Source organism: Corynebacterium sp. ES2794-CONJ1 (genome assembly GCF_025660615.1).
Taxonomy (GTDB): domain Bacteria; phylum Actinomycetota; class Actinomycetes; order Mycobacteriales; family Mycobacteriaceae; genus Corynebacterium.
The window spans coordinates 128,852-148,118 of sequence record NZ_JAOTIM010000004.1; the positions used below are offsets into that span (position 1 = coordinate 128,852).

The window sequence follows — 19,267 nt, forward strand, 5'->3', positions numbered from 1 at the left end:
TATCACCGAGGTTATCACTAAGGTTTTATTCACATCACCGGCGGCCTAGACGCCACCCTCCTCTGGTAGCTTTAGAGTGCAATTTGCATACCCTTTAGATAAGGACCTCCATGACACCCACAGTCCTCTTCGCCTGCCGCCACAACGCCGGCCGCTCCCAAATGGCCGCGGCTCTCGCCGGATATCACGCAGGCACAAAAATCCGCGTCCTGAGTGCTGGCACAACACCAGCCGATGATATTCACCCACTCGTAAGCGAGGTATTGAAGGCGCGCGGTTTGGGTGCGCACACCACCGCTCCCCGACTGCTCACCGCTGATACCATCGCTGAATCTGATTGGGTGATCACGATGGGCTGCGGTGAAAGCTGCCCAGTATATCCAGGCAAGACTTACGAAGATTGGCCAGTCGACGATCCAGCTCACCAATCCGAAGATAAAGTCAGAGAGATTATGGCCGACATAGAACGTCGCGTGATCAACCTCATCGAGCGGATTACTGCATAAATGACGACGATGACTTCTCCCCCGCGCCTATCATTTTTAGATCGCTTCTTGGCCATATGGATACTCATTGCTATGGCGCTGGGGTTGGCTATTGGACAGCTTATCCCTGGTGTGCAGACATACCTGACGGCTCTGGAAATATCCCATGTTTCGCTCCCCATAGCAGTGGGGCTGATCGTCATGATGTACCCACCCCTGGCGAAGGTGCGGTACGACAAAGCCCAAGCACTGATCAAAGACAAACGGCTGATGATTATTTCGCTGGTTCTCAACTGGATCATTGGGCCGGCGGTGATGTTTGCCTTTGCGTGGCTTTTCCTCAGCGATTTGCCCCAGTTGCGAACTGGTGTCATCATCGTGGGCTTAGCTCGGTGTATCGCCATGGTCCTGGTGTGGTCTGACTTGGCTTGTGCAGACCGCGAGGCGACGGCAATTTTAGTAGCGATTAATTCTGTTTTTCAGCTCCTTATGTTCTCAATTTTGGGATGGTTCTATCTCGAGGTGCTTCCTACCTGGCTCAACCTCGATACCAAGAGCGTAAACTTCTCGTTTACAGATATTGCGCGTTCGGTTCTGATCTTCCTAGGAATTCCTTTGATTCTGGGACTGCTCAGTCGGATTGTGGGCGAGAAGTTAAAAAGCCGAACTTGGTACGAAGAACGCTTCCTGCCACGTATTTCACCGCTAGCACTTATAGGCTTGCTTTATACCATTGTGGTGCTCTTCTCACTCCAGGGCGATGCAATCTTGGCCAACCCAAGTACCGTCGCACGTGTGGCCTTGCCCTTGCTGAGTTATTTTTTGTGCATGTTTTTCATTGGCCTGATCGTGTCATGGTCGGTGGGGATGAATTATCAGCAATCGGCCTCAGTGGCGTTTACTGCCACGGGCAATAATTTCGAACTGGCCATCGCGGTAGCGATCGGAACTTTTGGGGCCAGCTCCCCTGAAGCGCTAGCAGGAACGATTGGTCCACTTATTGAGATCCCAGTTCTCGTAGGTCTTGTCTATGTGGCGCGGTGGATCGCACCGAAACTCTTTGGGAACAAATAATAAGCATCACAGCACGTGTCGACGCATCAGACGCCCCCACCTCGGGGGCGTCTGATGCGTCAAAGGGATTCTGCTCCCTTGATTTCCTTTAGCGGCATGAGATGTGGTGATGGCCTATTCAGAGTCGGTCAGCATGCACGCGAGCTAAGTCACTCATATGAGACAGACAAATTAGGGTATCCTAAGTATATGTCTGAAAAATTCAAAGCTGCGGTGGTTGAAGAATTCGGCCCCACTCTCACCCTTAGTCATATTGACCTCCCGGAGCCTGGCCCTTTCCAGGCACTCGTCCGAAATATTGCATCTGGCATTTGCCACACTGACCTCCACGCTGCTGAGGGCGATTGGCCCGTGAAACCCACCCCACCATTTATTCCGGGCCATGAGGGTGTCGGTGAGATTATTAAGCTCGGCCCCGGCGTCCACGACCTTAACGTTGGCGATATGGTGGGCAACGCATGGTTGTGGTCTGCCTGCGGCTCCTGCGAGCATTGCATCCAAGGCAACGAAACCCGATGCGAAAATGCCGAGTACGGAGGCTACACCATTAACGGCTCCTTCGGTGAATATATGCTGGTTGACACTCGTTATTGCCCACGCATACCCGACGGCGTCGACCCCTGCGAAGTGGCGCCGATATTATGCGCCGGCGTAACCGTATACAAGGGCCTAAAAGTAACCGAGACCAAGCCGGGACAATTCGTAGTCATTTCTGGCATCGGCGGACTCGGTCATATCGCCGTGCAGTATGCCGTTGCCATGGGTATGCGCGTCATCGGCGTCGATATCGCCGATGACAAACTTGAGCTCGCCCACAAGCTTGGCGCCGAATATACCGTCAATGCAAAAGACTGCGATCCCGTCCAAGCCATTCGCGACTATACCAGCGGGGGCGCGCATGGCGTACTCGTCACCGCGGTTCATCCCCAAGCATTCGGCCAAGCGATCGGCATGACGCGCCGTGGCGGGACGATTGTCTTCAACGGGCTACCTCCAGGGGAATTTCCCGCACCGATCTTTGACATCGTTCTCAAAGAACTCACCATCCGCGGTTCCCTTGTAGGAACTCGCCACGATATGGCCGAAGCTCTGGACTTCTACGCCCGTGGGCTTATTAAACCCACATGGAAAGAAGTTGGACTCGACGAGGTCAACGACGTCTTCGCAGACCTTATCGATGGCACGGTCGATGGTCGCCGCGTGATTAGATACTAAAATTTCCGATAGGTCATTCCTCCTCATCATTATGAGGAGGAATTTTTTGTCCTGTACACTCTGTGACGTTCACGTATATTTGGAAGGACATAAATGAACCGTACTAAACTGCTGGCCGCAGCCCTGGCAGCAACCCTTATCCCCGTAAGTCCGGTACATGCAGCAGAGAATACTGTTGTGGCTGGCTATACCGTTAGCGTTGATGCTTCAGCCCAAACCTGCACAATCACCCCAACCGACGTCGCTCGAGCTCAAACGAAAAACCTTGGCGATACCATGTGGGTAGGTGCTGAAAAAGCTATTCTTTCTACGGGGCAACCGTGGGCTGCGGCTCAGGCACAGAAGATCAATGAGCAGCGCCAGCTCGGCACCGCTAAAGGTAACGTTGCTATTACCACTCCCATGGCAGCTCTCGAAGCTCTCTCGGTGCTGAAAGCTGGAAAAGACACGAAGGGGGCGGTTGACACCCTTAAGAAGCTACCGATCATAGGCTCCCTCATCGGGCTCATCCCTCTAGAGGGAACCGTCTCTTCGATTTTCGACACCATCGGCTCTTTAATCGGTGTCGCCATCGATGTGGATAAACTCATGCTGCCCGGGGAACTGGCAGCGCGCTTTGTCAACCCCAGCATCGACGCCTCAACTCCATTTGTAGCCTCGGGTGGTCAAACCTTCGCGCTCAACAAGATTGCGGCTGAAAAAAATTACTACCAAAAAGAGATAGACAATCCGAGCTATGCACGGGCACCGCTTACTGGTGCCGCCTTAAAGCAGGCTCGCGCCCTCGACCCCGAGTTCAAGAAGGCGTGGGCTGCGTATAATACAGACGCGGTCAAGGCTCTTGATGCCTGCATAAAACCCGTAGCCGATACGGCGCCGACCAATCCTCAGGACGTTCGGCCCCAGGACGTTCCCAATAGCCCAGATCTCCTCAAACCTCTCGATCCTCAGCAATCAGGCAGCGATGCTTCCTCGAGGATCGACGCCGCCGATAAACTTAGTTCGCTAGCCGGCAATGAGAATGGGTCTTCTAAAGCTATCGGCATTACCTCTGCTGTCATTGGTATTCCAGTCCTCTTGGGTATCATCGCCGCACTGATCCCTGTGATCAAGCCTCTGCTCCCGCCAGAGATCAGCCGCTTGCTTCCTTAAATAAATAAACTCCCCGGTATAACCCGGGGAGTTTATTAAAATCTTAGCGACGCTGTCTGGAGAGGAAAGACCAGATCTCGTCAGCAGTGCTGGGGGTATACCACCATAAGTGCCCACCAGGGACCCGAATATGCTCGGTGGGGGCCGCGCAGCCTTGAGCTACGACCTTGGTGGCACCACCGGGCAGTGGGTGTTCGGTGCGTCCCGCCCAGCAGCGATTACGCTGCGCATAGCGTTCCATCATCTCTCTACCACCGTAGTAGTGCAGTCCATAGCGGAAACCGCCATTATAGTTATGCTGTTGATCGCTCATCCCGTGAACGTTGATAAAAGCGATGGGATTGCCCTTGCAGTTGCTATCCACCGCATCAAAATAAGCGCCGGATACTGGAGCGACTCCTGCGAAAAGATCGGACGCGTGGCAGCCAAGTACCGCGGCCATTCCAGACCCCGTCGACATACCTGTGGCATAGATGCGGCCACGATCGATATTATAGGAGGCCTGAACACGGTCGATGACGCGCCGAATGAAGTCAATATCTTGGCCTGGTGCGGACGTGGCGGTGGGGTTACCCTCCCACGATTGATTCCAAGAATCTGGGTACACAATGATTGCGTCGCGACCTATCGACGAGTACTTGAGCCGCGAGTAGTTACGAAAATTCTCAGAGGTATCCTGATATGCGGGGATGCCCACCATCACAGGGAACGGGCGCGCCGCGTCATAACCGGCTGGCACGTCGATGAGGAACCGGCGGTTGCCATATGGGGTATTCACCCACAAGGCTCCGAAACCTCCGTTAGCTACGGGTTGTGGCTGCGATGGACGCCAACCGGCCGGAGCCGGCGGTAGTGGCAGTGGAGCGGAACTCGAGGAACCTTGAGCGAGCTGACGCTGAATATCGTTGACAGTGCGCTCAACCTGGGTGCGCGCATTGTCAATCGCTCCCTGAACCTCGGGCGGCAACGGCAACTGAGCCTGAGCGGTGGCGGGGAGTACAGAGGTCATGAAGGTTGCCGCAAAAGCCGCAACTGCCATGCGCGAAAAAGTCTTGTTCACAATAATCTTTCCACTAATTTTTCTAAAGAATAGGGGGAGCTAGTAACCAGCGACGCCTTGGGCGCCACCCGGCAGCTCAACAGGAGCTTCAACAGGGGCTGCAGGTTGTTGAGGGGGCGCTGGAGGTTGATACTGCGGAACGGGCGCGGGAGCTGGGGCAGGGACAGGTGCAGGCGCCGGAGCAGGTACGGGGGCTGGTATCTGTTCCTGCGGTGCCGGAACCTGATCGGGCACCACTGGGGCTGGATCACCTGCGGTTGTCGCTTCCCCTGGAACCGGCTCTGCGGAAGTAGACTCGACCGTAGTCGTTGGGGTGGTTGTGATAGTTGACACAATCACCGTGGTCGTCGACGTCGTCGTGGGTGCTTCTTCATCATTGCCACAGGCAGTGAGCGCGAGCGAACAAACTCCAGCGCCAATAATGACACGGGCGACTTTTTGAGATAAGTAGGCCATATTGATTCCTCCCCTTAGGTATTGGTCCATTTTAGTACGTTAAAATTATCAGCTGCGAAAACTCTCACCTAATAGTGAGCCCCCTCGGGGGGAATTTCTGCGGGACTTATTATTACCGATCATTAACATATCAAGGATCGTTGATAGTTTCAGAGCTAACCCTTATGGGGTCACGTATAGTACCTTCTGATGACGAAACCGCCGAGCGAATAAAGAGAGAAAACGTTGACCGCCTTTCCCATCACTGGCAAGCGCCCCACCCTTCCTTCTTTGACGGGCGCACGCTGGTGGGCCGCCGTGGCGGTCTTCCTCCTGCATGCTTTAGTATTCCTTGCCGTTTACCCTTTCCAAAAGGGTGAGCTTTTTGCCGCCCTCCACCGCCTTGTTCCCATGCAGTTGGGGTCCGCGGGTGTGACTTTCTTTTTCGTATTGTCTGGTTTTCTCATTTACTGGTCGAATAGCGATGTCAGAGGGGCTCGCGATATCGTTTACTATCTTCGACGGCGCTTCACCAAAATTTATCCGATGCACTGGGTTGCGTTGGTGCTCTTTGTTTTAGCCTCGGCATCCATTAGCCGCGACGGTATCACCTTTGCACTCGATTTCTCTCGACTCGAACTTTGGGTACCCAATGCCCTGCTTATTCATACATGGAATCCCCATTGGGCACTTCTAGGTGGTCTCAATGTCCCCTCCTGGTCCCTAGGTGCAGAGATGCTTTTCTATATCTCTTTTCCTTTTATTATTCCCTTTGTTAACAAGCTCACTGGCTCGCGTACATGGTTTGCTTTCTGGTCGCTCTTTGCATGCGCGAGCGCGGTGGCTCTCAGCGTGCACTTTATTTTCGAAGGCGGCTGGGCCACTGCAAATGCTTTCGTACCACGTTTGTGGGATATGGATATCTCGCCAGTTGCAGAACCCCATGCCGATCCAGTGTGGTTCCAGCAACAATCCATTCCGGTGCATATGGCTTATTTCTTCTCCTATTATTTCCCTCTCTCGCGTCTCGTAGAGTTTTATATGGGAGCCTTAATAGCCAAACTAGTTGCGGAAGGGCGTTTTGATAATCGCAAATTGCTGTGGCCGCTGGTGGCTTTAGTGCTAAGCTTTGGCGCTACATGGTTTGTCCCGGTGGCCTTAAAGATGGCGGTGATGATGCTCGTCCCCATGTGCTTTGTGGTGGGAACTCTAGCCACCCGGGATTTAGCCGGCATTTCTGGGCGCATCGCTCAACCTCGCGCAGTCCTTTTGGGAAATATCTCTTTCGCCTTCTATCTCGTGCAGTTCCCAGTGATGGTATTTCTCCAGCGTTATCTCATTGCTGGTCATAGCTGGGGTTTTCTGGGATGGTTAGGATCAGCAATCTTAAGCTTCCTCATCTCACTCATTGTGGCGTGGCTGATGTTTACCCTCATCGACGATCCCCTCATGAAAGCCACTGCCAGAGGCCCGAAGCGGTCTCGGAGGCGGGAGAATATTCTTATTCGCGATGCACGGATCCTGCTCAATATAAAACACTGATACGAAAATGATATGAGCGGTACTCATGACCGCCTGATGACGGGAGTCAACTCTAATGAATGTGCAATGCGTCAATAGCGCGTTCCGCCTGTGGTGAGGCGATTTGGAAAAACCATACCCCACGGGGGAACTTTGGGTAGCCAACGAGGATGGAATCTGCTCATCAACGAAGGACAGTCAAGCAGACTTTTTAAGGTGGTTATATAACCAGCGCTCTCGACTCTGACGGTGCTAGCGCGATGGGCCCGTCAAATAGCGGATATTGTAGTGGAGCTGGCGACGGGAATCGAACCCGCGCCGTCTGCTTGGGAAGCAGAAGTTCTGCCATTGAACTACGCCAGCAATGGTCTCATGATATCACCCATTGATCTCCAAACAAGAATTCCCAGCTAAGACCAGAGCTCTCCCCCACCTCAGCCCATTAAAAAGGGGTAGGAGCGGAGTCCGTTTCGTTGCAGAGAGGATTGTTGGCTCGCGTTTGCGCAGCACTTTTGCACGGCGCATCTATGCAGTAGCTCTAAGCAGCTCTAAACAGCGGCTCTCCCAGTCGCCGACGCAAGACCCACGAGCCCTCCAGCACACTCTCTTCCCCATACGCCAGAGGATGCGGAAATTCGACAGTGTACCCAGCTTAGTTTTCCTAGTAAGACACTGAGGCCCGTGGCCCCATACCATCCGATAATTAATGGCGGTAGTAAATTGGGGCCTCCCCATAGAAGCAGTCTGGATGCCGTTGCCCTGCAACGGAGGTGCCTGAGGGGCGAATATTTATTGTCTATCGAATCACTTAGGCCACAACGGTTTTCTACCAGTAGCACTCCACCACAAATCAAACCGCGATACAGTGGAATAAAAATAACCCACATATGCGGAGCAATTGAAGCTCGCAGATGTGGGTTTGTTAGAAGTAGTCTAATTCTCCATAACGTCATGCAACACAATAGTCTGATCGCGCCCAGGACCTACACCGATATAAGAAATACGGCAGCCAGATAGTTCCTCTAAGCGGCGAACATACTGCTGCGCCTTATCGGGCAGTTCTTCAAATGTCGTGCAGCTAGTAATATCCTCATCCCATGCAGGCATCGTCTCGTAGATCGGGGTGGCGTGGTGGAATTCTGATTGCGTCAATGGCATCTCATCGTAGCGCTTTCCGTCCACGTCGTAGGCCACACAGATCGGGATTTCCCCGATACCAGTGAGCACGTCGAGCTTGGTGAGGAAAAGATCGGTAAAGCCGTTGACTCGAGAGGCATAGCGGGCGATCACGGAATCGTACCAGCCACAGCGCCTCTTGCGGCCGGTATTCACACCTACTTCCCCACCGGTGGTCTGCAGGAATTCGCCCCACTTATCAAATAGCTCAGTGGGGAATGGGCCCGCGCCCACACGCGTGGTATAGGCCTTAATAATGCCAAGCGAGCTAGTAATGCGCGTAGGTCCAATGCCCGCGCCCACACAGGCGCCACCAGCGGTAGGATTCGATGAGGTGACAAAGGGATAGGTGCCGTGATCAACATCGAGCATGGTCGCTTGACCACCCTCCATAAGGATATGTTTGCCGGCATCGAGGGCTTTGTTTATTTCGAGTTCCGCATCAATCACCATTGGTCGCAGGCGGTCGGCATAGGAGAGGAAATACTGGACCGTTTCCTCCACATCAATGGCTTGGCGGTTGTACATTTTAACCAGTACCTGGTTTTTGAATGCCAAGGCAGATTCGATCTTTTGCCTCAGGATCGATTCGTCGAAGATATCTTGCACGCGAATACCCACACGCGAGACTTTATCGGCATAGGTTGGGCCGATACCACGCCCGGTGGTACCGATCGCGCGTTTTCCTAAGAAACGCTCCTGAACTCGATCGAGTTTTTGATGATAGGGAGCAACGAGATGTGCATTCGCAGAAATTCGCAGGCGGGATGCCTGAGCTCCACGAGCTTCGAGGCCGTCAATTTCGGCGAAAAGCGCTTCTAAGTTGATCACAACACCATTGCCCAAAATTGGGGTGGCGTTCTCCGAAAGTACGCCCGCGGGAAGCAATTTAAGCTCGTATTTTTCGCCGCCGACAACGACGGTATGCCCAGCATTATTTCCGCCGTTTGGTTTGACGACGTAGTCGACGAGCCCGCCGAGGATATCAGTCGCTTTACCTTTGCCTTCATCGCCCCACTGGGCGCCGACGATTACGATTGCTGCCATGATCAAAATCCTTATCGGGAATGGTGTATGCTGCGCTGCGAACGCGTAGACGATTCCTCATTGTACATGCCTGGCCACCTTCTACGGCTGAGTAAAGAGATCCGCTCAGTCGCAGTCTCCTAGTACACTAGGAGACGTCAATCCGTGCGACTGTTTCGCACTTTTTCTACCTCGAATATGAAGGGCCTTTTTATGACTACTCCTACTCCATTTACCATCGACCGCGTAGCTAAAATCTTCGACGAGAAGGGCTATAACTACAATACTGACGATGACGGCGATATCTACGCCGGCTTCGACGAGAATAAATTCATGCTGCTCGCCACTGGTCAAAAGCGCGAGGTATTTGCGGTGCGCTCCGCGTGGAAGGCCACCGGGCCCATCGAATCTCGCGCTACCTTGATGGAATTCTGCAATGAGTGGAATCGCACCAAGATGTGGCCTAAAACGTATGTCACCGTTAATGATGAGGGGATTGTCGGCGTGCAGGCTGAGGTTAATACCGACCTCGAACATGGTGTTACCGATGCCCAGCTCGAGCAGTTGCTCAACTGCGGTATCGCTACGGCCTTGCAGTTCTTCCAAGAATTAACAGAGCAATTCGCTGTGGCCCAGGCGGATGAACCCAAAGAGTAAATGAGGCAGACGCTCCTGATTAAAGCGGGGGAATGTTCCATGCAACCCCCCGCTATCGAATATCTGCGTACCTCTGATAAGCCCACTAGAGCCGAATTGCGAGCACTCGATAGTCTCGCGGCTCAGATACTTCCCAACGATCCCACGCCCAGCTTGGATGAGATAGTCAAGCGCCCCGATATTCCTCATATGGGTCAACCAACGGTGGCCCCCCAAAAGGATTATCTCCTACACCCTCTACGCATCATTGTGGCGGGAAGCGATGCGGCGCTGTCGCTCGTGGTCACCCGCTTGATGCGTAGCGATCGGCTGTGGGCAGAGGTCGCCTTTATTCCCACTCATGAAGAATCTGCTGTGGCAAGCTGTTGGGGGCTGCCGCGGGACACTCAGCAATGCCTCGATATCGCTCTGAATGCTCCCGTTGCGCCCATGCCACTCATCCGCGATGACACCGCCACAGCACTGATGGGTCGTGGAGAGGTGAGCGCGTGGGACGCAAAGGAAATGACTGCCGAGATCGTTGTCGATGATGAGGTATTGCTGCGCCATCAAGCGCGACGTTTAACCCCGCGACGGGGGATATTCGGAGCGCGACTAGCACCCATGCTTGATGCCCCCGGATTAGCAGCAGTGGTCCTTGATACCCCTGTTGTTTCGCGCTCTCGACTCCTAGGGCCATGGGGAACCGCGGACCCTGAGTCCGTGATGATCGGGCGGGCCCTGCAGGCCGGTGGAGAGCAGCTGCGAGTGACCATTGATGGTATCTCTCGGCCTCGCGCTACTGACCGTGTGACTTTCTATCGCCACCTGCGCGACCTGCAGGCCGTGCGACCAGCCTAGTTTTCATCGAGAGGCAATTCGCTGCCCCAAATCTCTGGAGGTTGTGCTGGGGTGCTGGAGGTCGGCTTGAGGGTCGCTATCGCGCTGCGACGACTCAAACCGCAGATCTGCAGGAGATCGACAATGATCGAACGGGATTGGCCCAAGATAATTTGTGCACTCAGAACGTGTTCGTTGGCGGTATCGAGCCCCGCCATACTTCCCAAGACTCGCAACCGCTTCACTTGCTCAGGAATTACTTTGTATTCCTTGTCATCACCGTGGAAGAGTCGGTGTAACTCATCGGCCACGCTCGCGAGTTCCTCAATGATATAGAGCTGGTCGTCGGAGACTTCATCGTGATCTTCCGCTAGCACGAGGGCGCGCCTAGCGAGCACGCGGGTATTGCGCATAGCGTTGTCCACGGGGTTGAGCAGACGCATGAGTGATTCAATTTTCTTGCGTTGCCGCCACAAGAGGGGCGAGACCACAATATTTTCTTTACCTGCCCGTGCGGTCGCAATCATAGAGTTGATGGCTCCCTGGGTACCCCGGGCGCTGTTTAATGCCTCTTCAATTCCAGCTACGTCACCTGTGCGCAAAGCTGCTGCTACTTGGGCCAGCACCTGCGAGGTCATTTGAAGTAACTGAGATACTTCATTACGTCCAGGTTTGAGTGGCGATTGGGGTAAAAGGGCGATCACAACCAGCCCAACAAGGCCGCCCACGAAGGCGTCCACCATGCGGTCTGGTCCTCCACTCGTAGAGGGGGGCAAAATAGTAGCCACCAATACCGCGGCGAACGCGGCTTGGTTGGCCACGAGAACACCTCTATCGATAAAAGTGCCGAGGGCGATGGCGAGAGTGACGCCCACAGCAATCTGCCATACTCCGGAGCCAAATGTCTCAATCAGCAGGTCACCGAGGCCCACGCCCAAGGACACTCCTACTACTAACTCCACAGCGCGTCGAAGCCTCTCACCACCGGCGGTGGAGAGGACGATCACGGTGGCCATAGGGGCGAAGAAAGGATGGGGGTGGTTGAAAATATGAACGCCCGCCCAATAAGATGCGCCGGCCGCAATACCTGCCTGGAGGATATAGAACCACTGATTGCGGAGACGAGTAAGCCCATCGCGAACTCTTTTTTCCACGGTGCCCGGGACTAATGGATACATGAACTAAAACCTCTTTAGAATCTAAGCGTATGCATTACCATACCCACCCCCTGAGACATGGCAAAAGCCCAGCGTAAACGCTGGGCTTTTGCTGCAGACCTTCAATTAGGCCTTATTGGCGTAAGTCACGGTACCACCCGTAGCCTCGGAGATAACCTGCAGGTAAGCAGGGTCATTCTTGAAGGTCACGGCGTCCACGCGCACATTTGGGTGCTCGTCAGTCATCTTGAGGGTTAGCTGGGCGATATCGCCGCCACAGGTATCCACACCATCAGAGAATACAACGATACGGGCTGGGCCGTCAGCTGGCAGCAGCTTGGCGGCTTCCTCGATGGCCTTGGTTACTGGGGTATAACCGCGAGCTGGCAAAGCCTCGATGGCCGCGGTGGCAACCTCAGCATCCTCGAGGGAAGAAAGGGGACGAAGAACCTCAACGTCTTCGCAACCCTGAACTTGGCTCTCTGGAGCGTTGTCGGTGTTGTGTCCGAAGACAACCACGCCGAGCTCGCTGCTGGTGGGGAAGTTATTCACCAATTCAACAGCAGCTTCCTTAGCCTGGGTATAGCGGGTCTCATCATTGCCCTCGTCGAGCATGGTAGCCGATGCATCCATGACAATAACGGTAGGTAGGGCCTCACCGGCGTCTACAGGAGTTGTTTCCTGCTCCATAGCCTCCATAGTCATCGTCTCCTCTGCGGTTACCACAGCAACGGTGCTGGGGGCAGTGGTGGTTTCAGGCTCGGTGGAGGAGCAACCAGCTACTAGCAGGGCGCTGGTGGCAAGAACAGTGGTGAGAATCTTGGGGGTGGAAATAGCAATCACAGCTTTCTTAAAATCTAAGCAAATCATTATCAACTGAGCTTCTAAGCCTTATCAAGGGCTTTAGCTGCTCGCCGGATCCACCATACCAGAGCTTTGACACCAATGTCGGATGAGGGATATGGGTGGGAATAGGAAAATCCCCTCGACCTTAGCCATATGGCCGAGGTCGAGGGGAATATTTGATATTTACTTACCCAAGGTGGTTCCTACAGAGTGGAGATCCTGACATGCCTCAACAATACGATCGGCCATGCCTTGCTCTGCCTTCTTCATATATGAGCGTGGGTCGTAGGCCTTCTTATTGCCCACTTCGCCGTCAACCTTGAGAACGCCGTCATAGTTTTGGAACATATGAGACACGACGGGGCGAGTGAAGGCGTATTGGGTGTCAGTATCAACGTTCATCTTGATAACGCCATAACGTAGCGACTCTTCAATCTTCTCCTTCTCGGAGCCTGAGCCACCATGGAAGACGAAGTCGAATGGAAGAGCGTCATCGCCAAGGCCCAGCTTCTCTCGGGCAACCTTCTGGCCTTCAAGTAGAACTTCTGGACGCAACTTGACGTTGCCTGGCTTGTAGACGCCGTGCACGTTACCGAAGGTAGCAGCCAGGAGGTAGCGACCCTGCTCACCGGTGCCGATGGCATCGATGGTCTTAGCGAAGTCTTCTGGGGAGGTGTAAAGGTTAGCGCCTGCCTTAGCCTCAACGCCATCTTCTTCACCGCCGACAACACCAATCTCTACCTCGAGAACGATATGCGCCTTATTAGCTTTTTCGAGCAGTTCTTGGGCGATGACCAGGTTCTCATCAATATGGATAGCAGAACCATCCCACATATGAGATTGGAACAGAGGCTGCTCACCGCGGTCTACACGCTCCTGAGAGATAGCGATGAGGGGGCGCACATACTCATCGAGCACTTCCTTCTGGCAGTGATCGGTGTGCAGCGCGATATTCACGCCGTAGTGCTTGGCAGCCTCGTAGGCGAATGCTGCCAATGCGCAAGCACCTGCAACCTTGTTCTTCACGGACAAGCCAGAGCCGAATTCAGCGCCACCGGTAGAGAACTGAATGATGCCGTCAGATTCTGCCTCAGCGAAGCCGCGAAGTGCAGCGTTAATGGTCTCGGACGAGGTGCAGTTGATCGCAGGATATGCAAATCCGCGCTCCTTTGCACGATCAAGCATCTCTTTGTAGACCTCAGGAGTTGCGATTGGCATGTGTCATCCTCCAACTAAATAGAAGTTTCTATGTCAGAACCACAGGGAGCAGTCCATGAGCACCATTATGCCAGCAAATCCCCCATATTGCACCGTTCATATACAGTGAAAAACCACACAGTCGGGCATAAGCTCACCAATATGGGCGTGAATCAGCGGCTTCGTCTCTCTGCATTAGCCAATTGAGCCATGTCATGACGAGCAATACGCGCTGCTGCTTCCATGAGCATCCATCCAGAGAGCTGGACGGAGAGATCGCGTTCATCAACGCGGACAATATGGACAAGGTCACTCAAGGCTCCACTAGAGCCCCCGTAATTATGCGGTAGCTTTGCATCGGCAAGCCAATCGGTGCCGAAGATGGGGAGGCCATCTACCTCCAGGCGGTGTTGCCACAGGGATTCAGCGGAAGCTAATACTATGCGCTTCGCCCGCTTTTTTGCGGCAATATTGGCTTCGCTATCGCCTGGCAATCGCACCGCAACGTCCGCGAGGTAGCGGGCAAGTATTCCCTTAAATAGGCCGCCGTCCCCGTCGCCAGTATTCCAGTCAATGACCCCGTAGGCATTAGTCATATGCCTATCAATAGCCTTGATCAGGGCCCTGATATGAACGAGATAGTTGATCGCTTCTTCTTCGGTGCCGGGGTGTTTCATCAGTGACAGGGCAATGTCAAGGCACGCCCCCACAGCCACTCCCTGGCAGTACGGGTGAATAGCTTTAACGAGTTCGGGGCCGTTCATAGTCATACGCAGCCCGTCCATAACCAGGCCGTCTTCGTTGATTAATTTATCGAATATCCAGTCGACGATAAATCGCGCTTGGCCGAGGTTTTGTTGGCGCGCCAGCATAATTGCTGCGGGCCCATTGGTGGGGGTATTGAAGAAGGTTTCGCCGACGCGCCACGGAAGAACACTGGCTACGGGGTCGAGACCTTCTAAAATATTATGTTCCAAGGCCTTGATATATTTTGGGCGCTTTTTATTATTCAGGCTCGCCGCACGATCGAGAGCTAGGGCTAACCAGAGTTTGTCGTCGTAGTAGTTATTCCGCTTAAACGATCCGAAATTCCTTAGTTTGATGCCGCGGATGGTGGTTTGGATGCGACGTTTTCGGTCTTTGGTGGGGCGTCTTTTGGCGGCGTCGACAAGGCAATCGAGGTAGTGAGCTTGCCACCAGTAGTGCCAGCGATAGAAAGTTTTTTCTTTAACGTGGGGAGGCCATGCAGCGACTGCTAGGTTGGTGTGCATCAGCCCCCAGAGGCGCTGTGAATGGCGTTCATTGATGGCCGACTCGGCGAGATCCGCACGGTGTAACCATTTCTCCTCGACCACCTGAACGTCACTCCTTATTGTTAGCGTGCTTGACTGAGCGTGATTATTGTAAACGAGGTAGTGTGCCGGCTCGGCTACCATGCTTGCGAAAGATCGGCGTGCTGCCTGATCCATTGATGCATGGCAATCCCGGCGGCCACTCCCGCATTAATGCTACGAGTGGATCCAAATTGGGCGATTGAGCAGGTCATCAAAGAATTCCTGGCAGCTTCTGGAGAAATCCCTGGTCCTTCTTGACCAAAAAGGAGCAGACATTTTTGCGGCAAGGTGGCCGTTTCGATCGGCACGCTACCTGGGGTATTATCAATCGCCACCACACCCAAACCGCGGTCTTGTGCCCATGTGATGACGTCTTCGGTCCTCGGGTGGTGCATAAGATGTTGGTAGCGGTCGGTCACCATAGCCCCCCGACGGTTCCACCGTCGTCGACCAACGATATGAACCGTATCGACGGCGAAGGCATTAGCGGTGCGCACAACGGTGCCGATATTGGCGTCGTTTTCAAAATTTTCGATGGCAATATGCAAACTGTGCCGGCGCCTATCGATATCGGCCACGATTGCTTCTCGACGCCAATATCGGTAAGCGTCAACGACATTTCGATGATCCCCTCCCTCGAGCAGCTCTGGATCATAGTGGGAATCCTGCGGCAAGGGCTTGTCGGGGTATTCCTCGATCCAAGGGCCAAGACCATGGCGGCCTTGGCCCCACTCAGTCGGCCCGGGAGGGAAGGGCGAGTGTGGAATATGTGGGATACTCACGAGGAGAGTCCAAGGTCTTCCAGGCCCAGCAGGTAGCGGTATTCCAATCCCGCCTCGGCGATGACTGTGTCTGCACCTGTCTGCCGGTCAACCACGGTAGCCACGCCTACGACTTCAGCCCCGGCGGCTCGCACAGCGGCGACGGCATTGAGGGGGGAATTTCCCGTCGTGGTGGTGTCTTCTACAACCAGCACTTTCTTCCCCACAATATCTGGGCCTTCAATCTGGCGTTGCATTCCGTGTTTCTTGGCTTCTTTGCGGACCACGAACGCATCGATATCGCGGCCTTGAGCGTGCATGATGGATGTGGCCACCGGATCGGCGCCCAGCGTGAGGCCACCGACAGCCACATAATCCCAGTCGGCGGTGAGTTCGCGTAGCAATTCCCCAATAAGCCGCGACGCGCGGTGCTCTAGCGTTGCTCGGCGCAGGTCGACATAGTAGTCAGCCTCTTTGCCCGAGGAGAGAATAACTGAGCCATGAACCACTGCTAGTTTCTTCACTAGCTCTGCGAGTTCGGCTTTCTTTGCGGAATCGATCATTTTCCATCTCCAGTGTCAGCTGTGGTGGCAGCAAAATTTTTCTTCGGTTGATGGAATTGTAGCCTAAGAGTTTTCTAGCGGTCCCCATCAGAGAAGATCGTAGATTTCTCGGTGTGGGGGCGCAAAGCCCGCGTGCCCAAAAAGTCCGAGGGCTGAGGTGGTGAGCTGGGGTTATCGGCAATTGAATCCACATTATCCTCACCCGGGGTATGGATATCAAGAGTGCCCCATTGTCGCTCATAGACACGTGTGGGTAGATCTAGTTCGATATCCTCGCGCCCGAATTCTTCTGCAATTTGAGCAGGAAGAACGAGCCGTTGTGGCGTTTTTGGGGCATAGGTAGTGTGGTCAGCACGAGAGACCAAAGGACGAGTCGGAGGGTGAGATGCAAAATCAAGGGTATTCTCGTGGTGCGGTGGCAATGTGGCTGTAGCATCAGCAAGCAGCGCAAGAGGCACCACTATTTTTTCCCACAGATCAGGCTGAGATTCGAGATCACACCACGCACACACCCACTCAGACTCGATCCACAGACCAGCCACGGCATCGGGCATATTAATAAGCGCACTATATACCCGTTCGTCAAGCATTCGTTGCACAGGCCCAGGATGAGTGGTTGTCACGAAGAAGTTAGCGCACTGGCTGACAGCAATAAGTTCGTCACCGTGGGTGTGAAAGTCATCGCGGTGCATTTCCACGACGACGGGAGAGGAGGCGTTTAGGTGCATGGCCATAACCATGGATTCGCCGATGAGGCCGATATGCATCTCGTAGCCGGCCGCCATGCCACTAATACTGTGGCGGACGGTAGAACTTATGGTAGCGGGGCCTCTGGTCCACTCGTCGGCGAGGTAATCATCTGTGCTGCTGAAACTGAAACCATAGTGGTGGGCCCATGCACGTTTGAGCCGAGTGCGATAACCGGGTAGGGCTGGAAAAAGACGTTCATTGTCGGCCTCAAAGGGGGCGTGCCCGGCGCCAAACGGGGTGATGATGATGGCTGCGTGAGATTGCCATAATTCTTCTAGGTCGGCATTGTCTTCCACAACTTCGTCATCGACTTCTGCGTTTTGTGCAGCTTGGTAGGTGGTGGTGTTGATGGCAGGAATAGACTCGGGTTCGAGAAGCACAGTCGGCTTCTGGTCATGGCTTCGCTTTTGCTGGGCATCGAGCACAAGCAGCACAGCCGCAGCACAAGCGAAAAGACCTGCCAAAAGAAAAACCATAGTGTTTAGTCTATAGCGTTAAATGCCCACAAGGAGGTATTAGTCTCCTCGATCGGTGGGATTCTTCGGGTCCGCACACCACTGGCTCCAGCCACCGATGAAATGGCGAGGGGCTTTCAAGCCTGCAATGGCCATGGCCACGATGACCTGAGCTGAGTGGTTACCGGAACCGGAGTACACGATCACATCGTCGATGGTCTCTGCGGTAATACCGGCTTCGCGGAAGACCTCGCGGAGCGTATCGGCATCTTTAAAGGTGTAATCCTCGTTGAGTACGGCGCGGGTGGGAAGGTTGATAGCTCCAGGAATATGACCAGCTTTGAGATCGAGAGACTCTTTGCGTCCCGCATAGCGGTTAGGTTCACGGCAGTCTACCAAGATTCCCTTATGGGCCTTGACATCTTCGATGGTGGCAACGGGCATATTGCCTACCTCTGCCCCCTCGCCATCGTGTAAGCGGGGATTACCTGGGCCGCCAAGAACCTCATATCCAGCGGCTTCCCAGGCGCGTTGCCCGCCGTCGAGAATACGCACATTTTTTACGCCGGCATATTTCAGCATCCACCACGCGCGTGCAGCAAAAAGACCCCGTTCGCGGGAATAAACAACGACTTCGCGGTCAAGGGTGAGACCCCATTTAGCGAACCACTTATCCAAGGTTTGCTTATCAGGGAGAGGATTGCGCCCACTGGTGGAGGAGGGCATGGAGGCCAGGGAGTGGGCGGTATCGCAATAGCGGGCCGAGGAAATGTGCTCGGAGCGGAATTGGCTATATCCGCCACCTTCGGTGGGTGCCCAGTGGGAGGCGAGAATCATGGGGGCATTGCCGCCTTCAACGCGCGCATTGAGTTCTTGTGGAGTGATGAGAATATCCATATCCTCGATCTTAAAAGAGCGGGGAATAATTTGCTTATTGAAAATACATGGAAATGCCCGTCTCCTGATCACAGCCCACATGAATAGACCTCACTGCAGGCGGCGGGCTTTGGATTCTACGACGAGCGATATAAGAAATTCTGGGCGACTCCGTAGGTTGCCAGTACGCTGGCATCGAGGTACGGGCGTGGATACGCACGATTAATCGCGATAAGAGCGTCAGATAGCATGAATATTGCACCGCTACTAGGGCTCTTGAGCGATGAATATGTAGCAAGGAGTGCGGCATAGGCAATAAGTCGGGGATCTTTTACCAGTGGGGCCGCAACGCCCAAGGCCGCGAGATGCCACAACGGCTTCTTGGGCTTCTTTCCCTCTTTGATCGCGCGCGCGATATGCGCGAGGTGTCCCAGCCCAAATAGAGCCGCCCCCTTATGGAGGGAAGCGTGATCGCGCATCAATTCCAGATCGCCTAGGAAATGCCCTATGCCACCGATTGCAAAAAGCGGATCCCGTAACCGGGTAGGCTCACTAAGCATCAAAGCGGGGACAATAATCGGCTTCGAAATTTTCTCTAGAGGGCGGTTAGAGGTGAGTTTTGCGAGGGCACAGGCGCCAGTGGCGGCCAGTGAGAGAGCAGCAAGCTTATTCATACCTTAAGAGCCTAATAGATAGATAAGGCTGGTA

General features: G+C 54.1%; 19 protein-coding genes and 1 tRNA gene. 7 read left to right on the forward strand and 13 right to left on the reverse strand.

All coding sequences use genetic code 11. The features are described from left to right. The first annotated feature begins 110 nt into the window (after positions 1–110). From N7326_RS06340 to N7326_RS06355, 4 genes are all read left to right on the forward strand, one after another. A complete protein-coding gene (locus tag N7326_RS06340; protein ID WP_259078752.1) occupies positions 111–506 on the forward strand; it encodes an arsenate-mycothiol transferase ArsC in 396 nt (131 codons plus the stop codon). A gap of 9 nt (positions 507–515) precedes the next feature. Continuing rightward, the gene (arsB, locus tag N7326_RS06345; RefSeq protein WP_259078751.1) at positions 516–1,559 is read left to right on the forward strand and encodes an ACR3 family arsenite efflux transporter; all 1,044 of its coding nucleotides are present in this window, start codon (positions 516–518) and stop codon (positions 1,557–1,559) included. A gap of 189 nt (positions 1,560–1,748) precedes the next feature. Beyond that, on the forward strand, positions 1,749–2,774 hold the full coding sequence (locus N7326_RS06350; protein WP_259078750.1) for a zinc-dependent alcohol dehydrogenase: 1,026 nt from the start codon (positions 1,749–1,751) through the stop codon (positions 2,772–2,774). Positions 2,775–2,867: 93 nt separating this feature from the next. Continuing rightward, positions 2,868–3,926 (forward strand): hypothetical protein, encoded by a 1,059-nt coding sequence (locus N7326_RS06355; RefSeq protein WP_259158427.1) that lies wholly within the window; start codon positions 2,868–2,870, stop codon positions 3,924–3,926. 43 nt (positions 3,927–3,969) lie between these two features. Here the strand turns inward: N7326_RS06355 and N7326_RS06360 are convergent, their stop codons facing one another. Together N7326_RS06360 and N7326_RS06365 are read right to left on the reverse strand one after the other, a co-directional pair. Next, positions 3,970–4,986 (reverse strand): alpha/beta hydrolase family esterase, encoded by a 1,017-nt coding sequence (locus N7326_RS06360; RefSeq protein ID WP_259158428.1) that lies wholly within the window; start codon positions 4,984–4,986, stop codon positions 3,970–3,972. Between the two features lie 39 nt (positions 4,987–5,025). Continuing rightward, on the reverse strand, positions 5,026–5,442 hold the full coding sequence (locus N7326_RS06365; RefSeq protein WP_259158429.1) for a hypothetical protein: 417 nt from the start codon (positions 5,440–5,442) through the stop codon (positions 5,026–5,028). A gap of 225 nt (positions 5,443–5,667) precedes the next feature. On the opposite strand from N7326_RS06365, the gene N7326_RS06370 reads away from it, so the two are divergent. After that, the gene (locus N7326_RS06370; RefSeq protein ID WP_259078746.1) at positions 5,668–6,963 is read left to right on the forward strand and encodes an acyltransferase family protein; all 1,296 of its coding nucleotides are present in this window, start codon (positions 5,668–5,670) and stop codon (positions 6,961–6,963) included. 268 nt (positions 6,964–7,231) lie between these two features. Here the strand turns inward: N7326_RS06370 and N7326_RS06375 are convergent. Together N7326_RS06375 and N7326_RS06380 are read right to left on the reverse strand one after the other, a co-directional pair. Beyond that, positions 7,232–7,305, reverse strand: a tRNA-Gly gene (locus N7326_RS06375). 570 nt (positions 7,306–7,875) lie between these two features. Next, a complete protein-coding gene (locus N7326_RS06380; protein WP_259078744.1) occupies positions 7,876–9,165 on the reverse strand; it encodes an adenylosuccinate synthase in 1,290 nt (429 codons plus the stop codon). A gap of 192 nt (positions 9,166–9,357) precedes the next feature. Here N7326_RS06380 and N7326_RS06385 point away from each other — a divergent pair, with 192 nt between their 5' ends. Then, a complete protein-coding gene (locus N7326_RS06385; RefSeq protein WP_259158432.1) occupies positions 9,358–9,801 on the forward strand; it encodes a YbjN domain-containing protein in 444 nt (147 codons plus the stop codon). Positions 9,802–9,840: 39 nt separating this feature from the next. Beyond that, positions 9,841–10,641 carry a hypothetical protein gene (locus N7326_RS06390; RefSeq protein WP_259158433.1) on the forward strand — a complete coding sequence of 267 codons (801 nt, stop codon included), beginning with the start codon at positions 9,841–9,843 and terminating at the stop codon, positions 10,639–10,641. Here the strand turns inward: N7326_RS06390 and N7326_RS06395 are convergent. The 9 genes from N7326_RS06395 to N7326_RS06435 all read right to left on the reverse strand — a co-directional run bounded on the left by N7326_RS06395 (position 10,638) and on the right by N7326_RS06435 (position 19,233). Further along, positions 10,638–11,798 (reverse strand): FUSC family protein, encoded by a 1,161-nt coding sequence (locus tag N7326_RS06395; protein WP_259078733.1) that lies wholly within the window; start codon positions 11,796–11,798, stop codon positions 10,638–10,640. The genes N7326_RS06390 and N7326_RS06395 overlap by 4 nt on opposite strands. A 105-nt stretch (positions 11,799–11,903) precedes the next feature. Then, positions 11,904–12,620 carry a vWA domain-containing protein gene (locus N7326_RS06400; RefSeq protein WP_259289498.1) on the reverse strand — a complete coding sequence of 239 codons (717 nt, stop codon included), beginning with the start codon at positions 12,618–12,620 and terminating at the stop codon, positions 11,904–11,906. A 186-nt stretch (positions 12,621–12,806) separates the two neighbouring features. After that, positions 12,807–13,841, reverse strand: a complete 1,035-nt coding sequence (fbaA, locus tag N7326_RS06405) for a class II fructose-bisphosphate aldolase (RefSeq protein ID WP_259078730.1) — start codon at positions 13,839–13,841, stop codon at positions 12,807–12,809. A gap of 152 nt (positions 13,842–13,993) precedes the next feature. Beyond that, the gene (locus tag N7326_RS06410) at positions 13,994–15,289 is read right to left on the reverse strand and encodes a glycoside hydrolase family 76 protein (RefSeq protein ID WP_263088321.1); all 1,296 of its coding nucleotides are present in this window, start codon (positions 15,287–15,289) and stop codon (positions 13,994–13,996) included. Beyond that, on the reverse strand, positions 15,250–15,921 hold the full coding sequence (locus N7326_RS06415; protein ID WP_259158513.1) for a TrmH family RNA methyltransferase: 672 nt from the start codon (positions 15,919–15,921) through the stop codon (positions 15,250–15,252). Before N7326_RS06415 ends, N7326_RS06410 begins: the two co-directional genes overlap by 40 nt. Positions 15,922–15,932: 11 nt before the next feature. Further along, entirely contained in the window at positions 15,933–16,478 is a 546-nt protein-coding gene (gene pyrE / locus N7326_RS06420; protein WP_259158437.1) for an orotate phosphoribosyltransferase, read from the reverse strand. 74 nt (positions 16,479–16,552) lie between these two features. Beyond that, positions 16,553–17,704, reverse strand: coding sequence for a hypothetical protein (locus N7326_RS06425; RefSeq protein ID WP_259289500.1), 1,152 nt, complete (start codon positions 17,702–17,704; stop codon positions 16,553–16,555). Between the two features lie 39 nt (positions 17,705–17,743). Further along, positions 17,744–18,580 carry a sulfurtransferase gene (locus N7326_RS06430; protein WP_259078709.1) on the reverse strand — a complete coding sequence of 279 codons (837 nt, stop codon included), beginning with the start codon at positions 18,578–18,580 and terminating at the stop codon, positions 17,744–17,746. Between the two features lie 116 nt (positions 18,581–18,696). Continuing rightward, entirely contained in the window at positions 18,697–19,233 is a 537-nt protein-coding gene (locus N7326_RS06435; RefSeq protein ID WP_259158439.1) for a lysoplasmalogenase, read from the reverse strand. Positions 19,234–19,267 lie beyond the last annotated feature (34 nt).

Bases quoted from the DNA above. Each gene is read 5' to 3' on its own strand.
- N7326_RS06425 (WP_259289500.1), bottom strand. From the start codon at position 17,704: ATGGTTTTTCTTTTGGCAGGTCTTTTCGCTTGTGCTGCGGCTGTGCTG.
- N7326_RS06355 (WP_259158427.1), top strand. From the start codon at position 2,868: ATGAACCGTACTAAACTGCTGGCCGCAGCCCTGGCAGCAACCCTTATC.
- N7326_RS06430 (WP_259078709.1), bottom strand. From the start codon at position 18,580: ATGGATATTCTCATCACTCCACAAGAACTCAATGCGCGCGTTGAAGGC.
- arsB (WP_259078751.1), top strand. From the start codon at position 516: ATGACTTCTCCCCCGCGCCTATCATTTTTAGATCGCTTCTTGGCCATA.
- N7326_RS06340 (WP_259078752.1), top strand. From the start codon at position 111: ATGACACCCACAGTCCTCTTCGCCTGCCGCCACAACGCCGGCCGCTCC.
- N7326_RS06435 (WP_259158439.1), bottom strand. From the start codon at position 19,233: ATGAATAAGCTTGCTGCTCTCTCACTGGCCGCCACTGGCGCCTGTGCC.
- fbaA (WP_259078730.1), bottom strand. From the start codon at position 13,841: ATGCCAATCGCAACTCCTGAGGTCTACAAAGAGATGCTTGATCGTGCA.
- N7326_RS06395 (WP_259078733.1), bottom strand. From the start codon at position 11,798: ATGTATCCATTAGTCCCGGGCACCGTGGAAAAAAGAGTTCGCGATGGG.
- N7326_RS06410 (WP_263088321.1), bottom strand. From the start codon at position 15,289: ATGGATCAGGCAGCACGCCGATCTTTCGCAAGCATGGTAGCCGAGCCG.
- N7326_RS06365 (WP_259158429.1), bottom strand. From the start codon at position 5,442: ATGGCCTACTTATCTCAAAAAGTCGCCCGTGTCATTATTGGCGCTGGA.
- N7326_RS06385 (WP_259158432.1), top strand. From the start codon at position 9,358: ATGACTACTCCTACTCCATTTACCATCGACCGCGTAGCTAAAATCTTC.
- pyrE (WP_259158437.1), bottom strand. From the start codon at position 16,478: ATGATCGATTCCGCAAAGAAAGCCGAACTCGCAGAGCTAGTGAAGAAA.
- N7326_RS06380 (WP_259078744.1), bottom strand. From the start codon at position 9,165: ATGGCAGCAATCGTAATCGTCGGCGCCCAGTGGGGCGATGAAGGCAAA.
- N7326_RS06390 (WP_259158433.1), top strand. From the start codon at position 9,841: ATGCAACCCCCCGCTATCGAATATCTGCGTACCTCTGATAAGCCCACT.
- N7326_RS06350 (WP_259078750.1), top strand. From the start codon at position 1,749: ATGTCTGAAAAATTCAAAGCTGCGGTGGTTGAAGAATTCGGCCCCACT.